The sequence below is a fragment of the Streptomyces sp. NBC_01341 genome (assembly GCF_035946055.1).
GTDB lineage: Bacteria > Actinomycetota > Actinomycetes > Streptomycetales > Streptomycetaceae > Streptomyces.
Genome location: NZ_CP108364.1, coordinates 4,160,574 through 4,173,480, shown reverse-complemented (window position 1 = coordinate 4,173,480; position 12,907 = coordinate 4,160,574). Strand labels below are relative to the sequence as shown.

10 protein-coding genes and 2 rRNA genes are annotated in these 12,907 nt (G+C 66.4%); 2 read left to right on the top strand and 10 right to left on the bottom strand.

What is annotated here, in order from left to right; genetic code table 11:
- Nucleotides 1–356 precede the first annotated feature (356 nt).
- A complete protein-coding gene (locus OG206_RS18470) occupies nucleotides 357–1,142 on the top strand; it encodes an ECF subfamily RNA polymerase sigma factor, BldN family (protein ID WP_327117424.1) in 786 nt (261 codons plus the stop codon).
- A gap of 211 nt (nucleotides 1,143–1,353) precedes the next feature.
- Nucleotides 1,354–2,550: a DUF5667 domain-containing protein gene (locus OG206_RS18465; RefSeq protein WP_327117422.1), complete on the top strand. Its 1,197-nt coding sequence runs from the start codon at nucleotides 1,354–1,356 to the stop codon at nucleotides 2,548–2,550.
- Nucleotides 2,551–2,635: 85 nt separating this feature from the next.
- On the opposite strand, the gene OG206_RS18460 is transcribed toward OG206_RS18465, so the two are convergent.
- The 10 genes from OG206_RS18460 to OG206_RS18415 all read right to left on the bottom strand — a co-directional run bounded on the left by OG206_RS18460 (nucleotide 2,636) and on the right by OG206_RS18415 (nucleotide 12,867).
- A complete protein-coding gene (locus tag OG206_RS18460) occupies nucleotides 2,636–3,682 on the bottom strand; it encodes a lysophospholipid acyltransferase family protein (RefSeq protein ID WP_327117420.1) in 1,047 nt (348 codons plus the stop codon).
- Nucleotides 3,683–3,698: 16 nt separating this feature from the next.
- The gene (locus tag OG206_RS18455; protein ID WP_327122320.1) at nucleotides 3,699–4,769 is read right to left on the bottom strand and encodes an NAD-dependent epimerase/dehydratase family protein; all 1,071 of its coding nucleotides are present in this window, start codon (nucleotides 4,767–4,769) and stop codon (nucleotides 3,699–3,701) included.
- A 225-nt stretch (nucleotides 4,770–4,994) separates the two neighbouring features.
- A complete protein-coding gene (locus OG206_RS18450) occupies nucleotides 4,995–5,093 on the bottom strand; it encodes a 30S ribosomal protein bS22 (RefSeq protein ID WP_003948845.1) in 99 nt (32 codons plus the stop codon).
- Between the two features lie 111 nt (nucleotides 5,094–5,204).
- A complete protein-coding gene (locus OG206_RS18445) occupies nucleotides 5,205–5,417 on the bottom strand; it encodes a helix-turn-helix domain-containing protein (RefSeq protein ID WP_014046653.1) in 213 nt (70 codons plus the stop codon).
- Nucleotides 5,418–5,545: 128 nt separating this feature from the next.
- A complete protein-coding gene (locus OG206_RS18440; RefSeq protein WP_327117418.1) occupies nucleotides 5,546–6,361 on the bottom strand; it encodes a phosphatase in 816 nt (271 codons plus the stop codon).
- Between the two features lie 76 nt (nucleotides 6,362–6,437).
- Nucleotides 6,438–7,610, bottom strand: a complete 1,173-nt coding sequence (locus OG206_RS18435; protein ID WP_327117416.1) for an acetoin utilization protein AcuC — start codon at nucleotides 7,608–7,610, stop codon at nucleotides 6,438–6,440.
- Entirely contained in the window at nucleotides 7,579–8,784 is a 1,206-nt protein-coding gene (locus tag OG206_RS18430) for an MFS transporter (RefSeq protein WP_327117414.1), read from the bottom strand. Before OG206_RS18430 ends, OG206_RS18435 begins: the two co-directional genes overlap by 32 nt.
- A 42-nt stretch (nucleotides 8,785–8,826) precedes the next feature.
- Nucleotides 8,827–9,474, bottom strand: coding sequence for an HAD family hydrolase (locus tag OG206_RS18425; protein ID WP_327117412.1), 648 nt, complete (start codon nucleotides 9,472–9,474; stop codon nucleotides 8,827–8,829).
- A gap of 72 nt (nucleotides 9,475–9,546) precedes the next feature.
- A 5S ribosomal RNA gene (gene rrf / locus OG206_RS18420) occupies nucleotides 9,547–9,663 on the bottom strand.
- A gap of 79 nt (nucleotides 9,664–9,742) precedes the next feature.
- A 23S ribosomal RNA gene (locus OG206_RS18415) occupies nucleotides 9,743–12,867 on the bottom strand.
- Nucleotides 12,868–12,907: the final 40 nt, after the last annotated feature.

Genomic DNA, 12,907 nt, shown 5'->3' with positions numbered 1-12,907 from the left:
GGGCGTACGACTGTCCCCCACCAGCGGCGCGCCCGGGTGCGTACGGCCAATCGGGAGCGGAACAGCGGGCACCGACACCCATCGCTCCGGCCAGTCGCGTTGCGTTCCGACGACCACAACCCGTCGCCCCCGCATGCACTTCCCGAAGGAATTCGATCAATAAACGGTCACCATGCGCTACTCAAACCGTCACTTAGAGGTTACGGAAGCGACGTAACCGATGATTTGAGCAACTGGGTGTAGCACGGCCTGTACGAAGCGTTATTCTCCTCAGACGCACAAGGAGCCCGCCACCCGCTACGACGAGTGACGGTATTCGAACTGCACGTGATGGAAGCTCTGCCTCTGGGAGTCCCGTGTACCCACACGTCGGGGTTGACACCTCGGGCCTGGCTACGCTCCGCGCAACGGTCCTCGACCACTTGCGCGGCTTCGTCCCCACCGCGTACGCCGTCCCCCAATTTGCCACCCCTGCACCTGCCGGTCCTTGCTATGCCCTGGCCGAACGCAGCGCGGCGGTCGGAAGACGCAGCAACCGCGGCGCCTCGGCTGCCGCGTCGTCGGCTCCCGTGCGCCGTCCGACAGCCGACAGTGACAGCGCGCGCATGATGGATCTCGTCGAGCGCGCGCAGGCCGGCGAGGCCGATGCCTTCGGCCGCCTGTACGACCAGTACAGCGACACCGTGTACCGGTACATCTACTACCGCGTGGGAGGCAAGGCGACGGCGGAGGACCTCACCAGCGAGACGTTCCTGCGCGCGCTCCGCCGCATCTCCACTTTCACCTGGCAGGGCCGTGACTTCGGCGCCTGGCTGGTCACGATCGCCAGGAACCTGGTCGCCGACCACTTCAAATCCAGTCGTTTCCGACTGGAAGTGACCACAGGCGAAATGCTCGACGCGAACGAGGTCGCGCGGAGCCCGGAGGACTCCGTCCTGGAGTCCCTCTCGAACGCCGCGCTGCTGCAAGCCGTACGCCGGCTCAACCCGCAGCAGCAGGAGTGCGTCACGCTGAGATTCCTGCAGGGCCTCTCGGTCGCCGAGACCGCCCGGGTCATGGGAAAGAACGAGGGCGCGATCAAAACCTTGCAGTACCGGGCCGTGCGTACGCTCGCACGGCTTCTGCCGGACGACGCCCGCTGACATCACCATCCGTGACGTGTTCGTGACACACCGATCGGATCATCTTTCGTCCGTAACCCAACTGCCGCGCCACTCGTTGTGCCGGATGCAGGCCCCCTGTCGCCGCACCAGACCGTTTCCACCCGCGCTCGATCGTGTGGAAACGTCTCCGGTGGGCAACCTTCCGGACCCTCAGGGGAGTCGACCGTCATGACGAGAGGAGGTGCCGCCAGTGATCGCAAACGTTTCGGCACACCGGCGGGCGAACGCCTTCGCCCAGGCCCTGGAGGACCAGTCCCCCCAGGGTGCGGCGGCCGTACAGCCCGAGGACCCGGCCCAACCGGCCGACCACGGAACGCTGTTGGCCCTGGCGAACGGCCTCGGTGCACTACCGGAGCCGGAATTCGATCCCGAGGTCAAAGTGGTGCAGCGGGCGCAGCTCGTCGCCGCCATGGAGACCATGTTCGCCGAAGGCGGTGCGTCCACGGGCCCTACAGTGCCCGAACAGCGGAGCAAGGGCGCCCACCGGGCGTCCCCGATCCGAAAGCTCCGGCCCCGCTCCCGCTGGGCGAAGGGCCTCACCGCGGGCGGGCTCACGGTCGGTGTCGCCGCGGGGGCGTTCGGCGGAGTCGCCGCTGCCAGTTCCGACGCCCTGCCCGGTGATTCCCTCTACCCCCTCAAGCGCGGCATGGAGGACCTCAGCCTCGGCATGGCCAACACCGACGCCGACCGCGGCGAGGTCTATCTCGACCAGGCCTCGACCAGGCTCGGCGAAGCCCGTCGCCTGATGGAGCGCGGCCGCGCGGGCGACCTGGACCACGAATCGATCGGCGAGGTCAGGCGCGCACTCGACGGCATGACGCACGACGCCACCGAGGGCCACCGCCTGCTCCACTCCGCGTACCAGCGCGACGGCTCCATCGGCCCCATCCAGACGCTGGACACCTTCTCCCGCTCGCACCGCGCGAGCTGGAGCAGCCTGCGTGACCGCCTGCCCGTCCAGCTGAACGACGTCGGGGACCGGGTCAGCTCCGTCTTCGACGCCATGGACGAGGAGGTCGCCCCGCTGAAGTCCCTGCTGCCCCGCCCCCCGGACACCGACCGGCACGCCCCGCCCGCCGGCTCCTCCCGGGAGAAGGAGGGCTCGACGGCTCCCGACCGCAGGGCGCCCGCGAGCTCCGCCGCCCCGGACGACAGCGCCTCCACGAGCAGCTCGCCGAAGCCCTCCGGCTCCGGCAGCAGCTCGGCCGACGGCCTGCTCGACGGGGGCGCGGACGGCCTGCTGGACGACCTCCCGACGGACGACACCACCCCGTCGTCCCCGGGCGGCGCATCCGGCTCCTCCCCCGCACCCGACGTCACCCTGCCGCCGCTGCTCCCCGGGCTGCTGCCCGGCCTGGGCATCGAAGGCGAGGACATCGAGCCGTAGGGGTCCAACCGTGCGTGAGGGGCCGCCCGGACCGGGCGGCCCCTCACGCCGTGCACGGGCGCCGGGCGTCAGAAGAAGACGGAACTCAGAAGAAGACGGAACGCCGCTGCACCAGCAGCTTGTACAGCGTGTGCTGGATCTGCTCCCGCACCTGGTCGGTCAGGTTGAACATCAGCATCGGGTCCTCGGCAGCCTCGGGCGGATACCCGTCCGTGGGGATCGGCTCCCCGAACTGGATCGTCCACTTCGTCGGCAGCGGCATCATCCCGAGCGGCCCGAGCCACGGAAACGTCGGCGTGATCGGGAAGTACGGGATTCCCAGCACGCGGGCCAGGGTCTTGGAGTTCCCGATCATCGGGTAGATCTCCTCCGCGCCCACGATCGAGCACGGCACGATCGGCACGCCGGCCCGCAGCGCCGTGGAGACGAAACCGCCCCGCCCGAAGCGCTGCAGCTTGTAGCGCTCGCCGAACGGCTTGCCGATGCCCTTGAATCCCTCGGGCATCACCCCGACGACCTCGCCCCGCTGGAGCAGCCGCTCGGCGTCCTCGGCACACGCCAGCGTGTGCCCGGCCTTCCTGGCCAGCTCGTTGACCACCGGCAGCATGAACACGAGATCCGCGGCGAGCAGCCGCAGATGACGCTTCGCAGGGTGGTTGTCGTGCACCGCGACCTGCAGCATCAGCCCGTCGAGGGGCAGCGTCCCGGAGTGGTTGGCAACGATGAGTGCCCCGCCGTCGGACGGGATGTTCTCGATGCCCTTCACCTCGACCCGGAAGTACTTGTCCGCCAGCGGGCGCAGCACCGACATGAGGACCTGGTCGGTCAGCTCCTCGTCGTAACCGAACTCGTCGACGTCGTAGTCACCCGTGAGCCGCCGCCGCAGAAACGCCAGTCCACCCGCGACCCGCCGGTCCCAGCCGCCCCCGGGAGCCTCTCTGCCGCTCCGGGAGGCCGCACCGGAGGCCTCGGCGGCCCCTCCGGGCACCTGGCCTCCCGGAAGGGCGCTCACGGGCGCGGGGACGGCCGTCGCGGGCGGCTGTACCCGGCCGCCGGGCACCACACCTCTGCGCCGCCCCGCGCCGGAGCGCGATCGGTCGTCGTCGAACGGAATGACCTTGGCGTCCGCCATCGTCGGTCGCGCTCCTCTACCTGGCGCCGTGAGTCGAATGTGTCGTACCGGCCCGTCCACCTGCGAGCGGCAGTTCGGCCAGTCTGCCGACCGCCCTGCCCACCCGGTCGGGCGGCAGCAGCCCCGGCCCCCTGCTCCGAGCGAACTCCGCGAACGTCTCGGCGGTGGTGAACTTCGGGCGGAAGCCCAGCGTCTCGCGCATCTGCACGGTCGAGACGACCCTGCCGTGGGTGAGCAGACGGATCTGCTCCGGGGAGAAGTCGGTCATGCCGATCGTACGGAGCGCCGATCCCACCCAGGTGACGGCCGGCAGCAGCAGCGGCACGGTGGGCCGCCCCAGCCGCCGGGAACACTGCGAGAGCAGCAGCACCCCGTCGCCTGCGATGTTGAAGGTGCCGCTGTTCAGCGTCCCGCGCCGGGGTTCACGGGACGCGATCTCCAGTACGTCGACGACGTCGTCCTCATGGACGAACTGGAGCCGGGGGTCGTACCCGAAGACCGTCGGCAGGACCGGCAGCGTCAGGTAGTCGGCGAGCGGCGAATCCGGCTCAGGTCCCAGGATGTTGGCGAACCTCAGCACGCACACGGCCACGTCGGGCCTGCGTCGCGCGAAACCGCGTACGTACCCCTCGACCTCCACCGCGTCCTTGGCGAACCCGCCGCTGGGCAGGGACTTGGGCGGGGTGGTCTCGGTGAAGACCGCGGGGTCACGTGGCGCGGAGCCGTACACGTTCGTACTGGACTTCACCACGAGCCGCTGGACGGTCGGGGACTTCTGGCAGGCACCGAGCAACTGCATGGTGCCGATGACGTTGGTCTCCTTGACCGTCGTCCGGCCCGCCGCGCCGGGCGCCTTCGCGGACACGTCCAGGTGGACGACCGTGTCGACGGAATGCTCGGCGAGGACCCTCGCGATCGCGGACTGCCGGATGTCCGCCGTGACGAATTCGGCGTCACCCAGCTGGTGCGCGGGCGCGACCGCGTCCACCGCGATCACCCGGTCCACACCGGGATCACGCTGTATCCGCCGCACGAAACGGCCTCCGAGCTGCCGGGCCGCGCCTGTGACGAGCACGATCTTCCCCAAGATCAGCGCCTTCCGTCGTTCGATCACCGAGCGGGGTCTTCCCCTGGCCGTCACCGTAGTCGGTGGACGTTGCCCTGTGACGACCCCAGGCTGGCTTTCCCGAACCGATGACCGGAATACCACCGGAACCGCACAACACCACCCCCTCGGGCACAGCCCCGGAACGCGCCGAGGCCCTCCCGCCGGATCGGCGGGAGGGCCTCGAAACTCACGAACAGCGTTCGCTTACTTCTTGTTGCGACGCTGAACGCGCGTGCGCTTGAGCAGCTTGCGGTGCTTCTTCTTGGCCATCCGCTTACGCCGCTTCTTGATAACAGAGCCCACGACTACCCTCGCTCACTTCTTCTTCACTGGTGCGGGGCGTCTGGGCCCACACGACCTACGTCGGCCTAGCCTACCCGCCACTCGGTGAGGGGCGTAATCCGAGGGCGACGGTCAGGCCGACTCCACCCCCACGAAGGACTCGCGGAGATACTCGTGAACCGCTTGCTCCGGGACCCGGAAGGACCTTCCCACCCTGATCGCGGGCAGATGACCACTGTGCACCAAGCGGTACACGGTCATCTTCGACACCCTCATGACCGAGGCGACTTCCGCCACGGTCAGAAACTTGACCTCGTTGAGAGGCCTCTCGCTGCCAGCAGCCATGACCCACCTGTACCTTCCGCACGAGACGCGCACCGGCTTCCCCTCCGGTGACTCTTCGTCGTTGTGCGCTCACTCCCCAGATTAGGGGCGGGTGATGCGAGTGGGGAAGAGGTGAGACGATCGGCCGCCTACTGGGACAGACAGGCCCTATTGAGCACATACCGTGTGAGAGGCCGGTAGTAGTCCGACCGCACGGCGTCATCAAGCGGAACGGCGACGGACACCAGCCCCTCCGCCTCACCCACGAACAACGCCGGGTCGTCCGTGTCGGCCAGACCGATGGCCTCGATACCCAGCTGACCTGCGCCGCAGACCCAGCCGTGGTCCCCGACCACGAGCTCCGGCAGCACCCCGCCGGCCCCCACCGCCTCCTCCAGCACGGCCCGAACCGGCAGCGGGGAATGGGTATGTGCGCCGGTCGCACTCCCGGGGACCCGCACGCCCGGTTCGCGCACCAGCGCGACGCCCCGTACGTAGTCGAGGTGGTACGTGCGTACGCCAAACCGGGTCGTTATGTCGACACATCGGCCCTGCGCCGGGGTGAGCACCATGCACCCCGCCGCCGACATGGCGTCTGCCAGCCCGGCGTAGAACCCGAGCAGCCGGTGCGGGTGTCCCGTGCCGAACAGCACGGGTGCCCGCCTCTCCGCCGCCCCGGACAGCCGCTCCGCGAACGCGTCCAGCGCGGCCACCGTCCGCTCCGGATCGATCACGTCCGGCCCCGAGACATGGCCGGGATCACCCGAGACCCCGCACTTCTCCGCCATCAGCCCCAGCAGGTCACGCTCCCGCCACGCCCGGCCGGGATCGAGCCCGAGCAGGACCCGGGGATCCCGCGCCGCGAAAAGCCGGTAACTCCGCAGACTGGTCTCCCGCGGCGTCGCCACGGGCCCGGCGAGCCGGGCCGCCAGCAGATGAGCGCGTAACGCTCCGGTGCTCAACACCCTCCCGATGCTGCCGCACCCACGGCGCCCCGGGGCCGGAACCCCGATCGTGCCCCACAGTTGGCGTAACCCGCACTCAGGCCAGCAGCCCCCGCAGCGGAAACGCCGCACGCCTCGTCGCCAGCACCGCCTGGTCCAGCCGGTCCGCCGGGTCGTACCCGCCCTCCCACGGCTGCCACGACGGCTCACGGCCGTCCGTCATCCGCCAGGGGCCCAACTGCCGCGTCCTGGCGTACACCTCGTCCCGCCACGACGACGGGATCACCGCCTCCGGATCCACCGGCGCGTGCGCGGCGATGCCCACCAGGTGGGTCCAGGACCGCGGCACCACGTCCACCACCGCGTAACCGCCCCCGCCGAGCGCCACCCAGCGGCCGCCCTCCACACAGGAGTGCGCCAGATCGTGACACGCCGTCATGATCTCCCGCTGGGCGTCCAGCGACACCGCGAGATGGGCCAGCGGATCCTCGAAATGCGTATCGGCACCGTGCTGCGTCACCAGCACCTGCGGCCGGAAATCCGCCAGCAGTTCGGGCACGACCGCGTGGAACGCCCGCAGCCACCCCGCGTCGCCCGTACCCGCCGGCAGAGCCACGTTCACCGCACCGCCCTCACCCGCGCCCTCACCGGTCTCCTCCGGCCACCCCGTCTGCGGGAAGAGCGTGCGCGGATGCTCGTGCAGCGAAACGGTCAGGACCCGGGGGTCCTCCCAGAACGCCGACTGCACCCCGTCACCGTGGTGGACGTCCACATCGACGTACGCCACCCGCTCCGCGCCCAGTTCGAGCAGCCGGGCAATGGCGAGCGCCGGGTCGTTGTACACACAGAAACCCGACGCGCTGCCCGGCATCGCGTGGTGCAGCCCGCCGGTGAAGTTCACGGCGTGGGCGCTCTCCCCCTGCCACACGGCCTCCGCGGCGCCCACCGAGAGCCCCGAGATGAGCGCCGACGCCTCGTGCATCCCCGCGAAGGCCGGATCGTCGACCGTCCCCAGCCCGTACGCCGGGTCGGCCGTACCGGGGTCGGCGGAAGCCGCCCGGACCGCCTGGACGTAGTCCTCGCGGTGCACCAGCCGCAGCGTCGAGTCCCCGGCGGCCTTGGCCGACCGGACGTCCACCGCCGCGTCCAGACCGAAGGCCCGCACCAGCCCCATCGTCAGGTCGAGTCTGACCGGGTCCATGGGATGGCCCGCCCCGAAGTCGTACCCCGTTACTGCCTCATCCCACATCAGCCGCGCGCGCCCGCTCATGCCCGCCACCGTATCGGGCGGGCTCCGCACCGAACGACCGGGCGTACACGAGCGTCGCCAGCACCAGCACCATGGGCACGAGCATCGCGCCCCGGTAGCTCCACGCGTCCCCGAGAGCCCCCACGAGCGGCGACCCGACGAGGAACCCCACATAGTTGAAGACGTTCAGCCGGGCCACGGCCACATCGCTCGCCCCGGGGAACATCCGCCCGGCCGCCGCGAACGTCTGCGGGACGATCACGCACAGCCCCAGCCCGAGCAGCGTGAAGCCGAGCATCCCCCACCAGGCCCCCGGCGCGGCCGCGACCACCCCGAATCCCAGGGCGGCCAGCACACTCCCGCCCCGCACCACCGCCACCGCACCGAACCGCCGCACCCCGAGGTCCCCCACGGCACGCCCCAGCAGCGTCGTCACCATGTAGACGTTGTACGGAACGGTCGCCAGCTGCTCCGAACCGCCCAGCACGTCCTGCAGATACTTCGCACTCCAGTTGGAGACCGTCGAGTCACCGATGTACGCGAACGCCATCACCAGGCAGAGCGGCATCAGCAGTCCGAACGGCACCGACGCGCCCTTGCCCCCCGGCTCCCCCGCCGGCACGTCGCCCCCGGCCCCGCCCTCCGTGTACCAACGGCTCCCGATCAGAGCCGCGGGCAGCAGGACGAGGACCGCGGGCAGATAGGACACCAGCAGCGACAGATCCCAGTGGGCCCCGGCCCACGCCAGCGTGGCCCCGGCGATGCCGCCGAGACTGTACGCGGCGTGGAACCCCAGCATGATGCTGCGCCCGTACGCCCGTTGCAGGCTGACGCCCATCATGTTCATCGAGGCGTCCAGTGCCCCCACAGCCAGCCCGAAGACACCGAGGGCCAAGGCGGCCTGCCACACCTCACTGCCGGCGCCCACGCCCAGCAGCGCCAGCATCACGACGGGCTGGGCCCACCTCAGCACGACCCCGGGGCGTACCCGCGCGACCAGCTTCTCGGTCGCCACGCTGGCGGCCCCCGCCAGGACGGGGACCGCGGCCAGGAACACCGGCAGCAGGCCGTCGGATATCCCGTAGCGGTCCTGCACGGCGGGGATGCGCGTCACGAGCAGTGCGAAGGTCACCCCCTGCACCAGGAAGCTCAGGGCGAGGGAAGCTCTGCCGTACCGCAACCGCGCATCCGTCATGGCCGCGAGCGTAGAGCCAGGAACTACTCCTGGGTAGATCGGTCAGGCCAGCAGTTTGAGGAGCTGCGACATGTCGGAGAAGTGCCCGGTCACCCCGACCAGCCGGTCCGCCGGCATCATCGACGTGAACCCGTACACGTCCATGCCGGCCGCCCGTGCCGCCTCGACGCCGAGCGGGCTGTCCTCGATCACGACACACCTCTCGGGGGCGACGCCCATCCGCTCGGCGGCGTGGAGGAACAGGTCCGGCGCGGGCTTTCCCTGCCCCACGTCCTCGGAGCTGAAGATCCACTCCTCCTCGAACCACTGGTCGAGACCGGTGTTCCGGTGTCCGGCCGCGATCTTCTGGTGGCTCCCGGACGAGGCCACGCAGTACGCGACCCCGTCGGCGACGAGCTCACCCAGCAGCTCGTCGACCCCGTTCACCGCTGCCAGCCGCTCCTGCTGGAACACGCTGAGGGTCCGCCGGTGGAGCTCCTCGTCGAAGTCCGCGGGCAGCTTCTGGCCGGTCCGCTCCTCCACCAGGTCATGGACCCGGTGGATGGCGGCACCCATGTAGTCGCGGAGGGACTCCTCGTACGAGGTGGGGTGGCCGAGCTCGGTGAGGTAGCCGGCCAGGACGGAGTTGGAGATCGGCTCACTGTCGACGAGCACGCCGTCGTTGTCGAAGATGACCAGTTCGTAGCGCATGGTCCGACCCTAGACGCTCGGAACGCAGAAAAGCCCCGTGCCACAAGGGCACGGGGCTTTCCCGGAATAATTGTTCGGCGGCGTCCTACTCTCCCACAGGGTCCCCCCTGCAGTACCATCGGCGCTGAAAGGCTTAGCTTCCGGGTTCGGAATGTAACCGGGCGTTTCCCTAACGCAATGACCACCGAAACACTATGAAATTAACCAACACCGGATGAAAACACGGCCGTTCGTTATTTCAGAACTAACACAGTGGACGCGAGCAACTGAGGACAAGCCCTCGGCCTATTAGTACCAGTCAGCTCCACCCGTTACCGGGCTTCCACATCTGGCCTATCAACCCAGTCGTCTACTGGGAGCCTTAACCACTCAAGGTGGTGGGAATACTCATCTCGAAGCAGGCTTCCCGCTTAGATGCTTTCAGCGGTTATCCTTTCCGAACGTAGCCAACCAGCCATGCCCTTGGCAGGACAACTGGCACACCAGAGGTTCGTCCGTCCCGGTCCTCTCGTACTAGGGACAGCCCTTCTCAATATTCCTACGCGCACAGCGGATAGGGACCGAACTGTCTCACGACGTTCTAAACCCAGCTCGCGTACCGCTTTAATGGGCGAACAGCCCAACCCTTGGGACCGACTCCAGCCCCAGGATGCGACGAGCCGACATCGAGGTGCCAAACCATCCCGTCGATATGGACTCTTGGGGAAGATCAGCCTGTTATCCCCGGGGTACCTTTTATCCGTTGAGCGACAGCGCTTCCACAAGCCACTGCCGGATCACTAGTCCCGACTTTCGTCCCTGCTCGACCCGTCGGTCTCACAGTCAAGCTCCCTTGTGCACTTACACTCAACACCTGATTGCCAACCAGGCTGAGGGAACCTTTGGGCGCCTCCGTTACTCTTTAGGAGGCAACCGCCCCAGTTAAACTACCCATCAGACACTGTCCCTGATCCGGATCACGGACCCAGGTTAGACATCCAGCACGACCAGAGTGGTATTTCAACGGCGACTCCACAACCACTGGCGTGGCTGCTTCAAAGTCTCCCACCTATCCTACACAAGCCGAACCGAACACCAATATCAAACTATAGTAAAGGTCCCGGGGTCTTTCCGTCCTGCTGCGCGAAACGAGCATCTTTACTCGTAGTGCAATTTCACCGGGCCTATGGTTGAGACAGTCGAGAAGTCGTTACGCCATTCGTGCAGGTCGGAACTTACCCGACAAGGAATTTCGCTACCTTAGGATGGTTATAGTTACCACCGCCGTTTACTGGCGCTTAAGTTCTCAGCTTCGCACACCCGAAAGTGCACTAACCGGTCCCCTTAACGTTCCAGCACCGGGCAGGCGTCAGTCCGTATACATCGCCTTACGGCTTCGCACGGACCTGTGTTTTTAGTAAACAGTCGCTTCTCGCTGGTCTCTGCGGCCACCCCCAGCTCATGGAGTAAATCCAATCACCAGTGATGGCCCCCTTCTCCCGAAGTTACGGGGGCATTTTGCCGAGTTCCTTAACCATAGTTCACCCGAACGCCTCGGTATTCTCTACCTGACTACCTGAGTCGGTTTAGGGTACGGGCCGCCATGAAACTCGCTAGAGGCTTTTCTCGACAGCATAGGATCATCCACTTCACCACAATCGGCTCGGCATCAGGTCTCAGCCTTAATGTGTGACGGATTTGCCTACCACACGGCCTACACCCTTACCCCGGGAACAACCATCGCCCGGGTTGGACTACCTTCCTGCGTCACCCCATCGCTTACCTAGTACAAGTCTGGTTCGTCGGCTCCACCACTACCCTCAACTCCGAAGAGATCGGGCCGGCTTCACGGACTTAGCATCGCCTGATTCAGTATTGGGCGTTTCAAAGCGGGTACCGGAATATCAACCGGTTGTCCATCGACTACGCCTGTCGGCCTCGCCTTAGGTCCCGACTTACCCTGGGCAGATCAGCTTGACCCAGGAACCCTTAGTCAATCGGCGCACACGTTTCTCACGTGTGTATCGCTACTCATGCCTGCATTCTCACTCGTGAACCGTCCACAACTCGCTTCCGCGGCTGCTTCACCCGGCACACGACGCTCCCCTACCCATCCACACAGGCGTTGGCCCTATATGTGTGAATGACACGACTTCGGCGGTACGCTTGAGCCCCGCTACATTGTCGGCGCGGAATCACTTGACCAGTGAGCTATTACGCACTCTTTCAAGGGTGGCTGCTTCTAAGCCAACCTCCTGGTTGTCTCTGCGACTCCACATCCTTTCCCACTTAGCGTACGCTTAGGGGCCTTAGTCGATGCTCTGGGCTGTTTCCCTCTCGACCATGGAGCTTATCCCCCACAGTCTCACTGCCGTGCTCTCACTTACCGGCATTCGGAGTTTGGCTAAGGTCAGTAACCCGGTAGGGCCCATCGCCTATCCAGTGCTCTACCTCCGGCAAGAAACACACGACGCTGCACCTAAATGCATTTCGGGGAGAACCAGCTATCACGGAGTTTGATTGGCCTTTCACCCCTAACCACAGGTCATCCCCCAGGTTTTCAACCCTGGTGGGTTCGGTCCTCCACGAAGTCTTACCTCCGCTTCAACCTGCCCATGGCTAGATCACTCCGCTTCGGGTCTAGAGCGTGCAACTCAATCGCCCTATTCGGACTCGCTTTCGCTACGGCTTCCCCACACGGGTTAACCTCGCTACACACCGCTAACTCGCAGGCTCATTCTTCAAAAGGCACGCAGTCACGACTGTTGTTCCGAAGAACAACAGCGACGCTCCCACGGCTTGTAGGCACACGGTTTCAGGTACTATTTCACTCCGCTCCCGCGGTACTTTTCACCATTCCCTCACGGTACTATCCGCTATCGGTCACCAGGGAATATTTAGGCTTAGCGGGTGGTCCCGCCAGATTCACACGGGATTTCTCGGGCCCCGTGCTACTTGGGTGTCTCTCAAACGAGCCGTTGATGTTTCAGCTACGGGGGTCTTACCCTCTACGCCGGACCTTTCGCATGTCCTTCGCCTACACCAACGGTTTCTGACTCGTCTCACAGTCGGCAGACTATGAAAGAGAGATCCCACAACCCCGCATGCGCAACCCCTGCCGGGTATCACACGCATACGGTTTGGCCTCATCCAGTTTCGCTCGCCACTACTCCCGGAATCACGGTTGTTTTCTCTTCCTGCGGGTACTGAGATGTTTCACTTCCCCGCGTTCCCTCCACACTGCCTATGTGTTCAGCAGCGGGTGACAGCCCATGACGACTGCCGGGTTTCCCCATTCGGAAACCCCCGGATCAAAGCTTGGTTGACAGCTCCCCGGGGACTATCGTGGCCTCCCACGTCCTTCATCGGTTCCTGGTGCCAAGGCATCCACCGTGCGCCCTTAAAAACTTGGCCACAGATGCTCGCGTCCACTGTGCAGTTCTCAAACAACGAC

Excerpts from the sequence above, each read along its gene's own strand:
- OG206_RS18460 (WP_327117420.1), bottom strand. The coding sequence starts at position 3,682 with ATGGCGGACGCCAAGGTCATTCCGTTCGACGACGACCGATCGCGCTCC.
- OG206_RS18445 (WP_014046653.1), bottom strand. The coding sequence starts at position 5,417 with ATGGCTGCTGGCAGCGAGAGGCCTCTCAACGAGGTCAAGTTTCTGACC.
- OG206_RS18435 (WP_327117416.1), bottom strand. The coding sequence starts at position 7,610 with ATGAGCGGGCGCGCGCGGCTGATGTGGGATGAGGCAGTAACGGGGTAC.
- OG206_RS18430 (WP_327117414.1), bottom strand. The coding sequence starts at position 8,784 with ATGACGGATGCGCGGTTGCGGTACGGCAGAGCTTCCCTCGCCCTGAGC.
- OG206_RS18425 (WP_327117412.1), bottom strand. The coding sequence starts at position 9,474 with ATGCGCTACGAACTGGTCATCTTCGACAACGACGGCGTGCTCGTCGAC.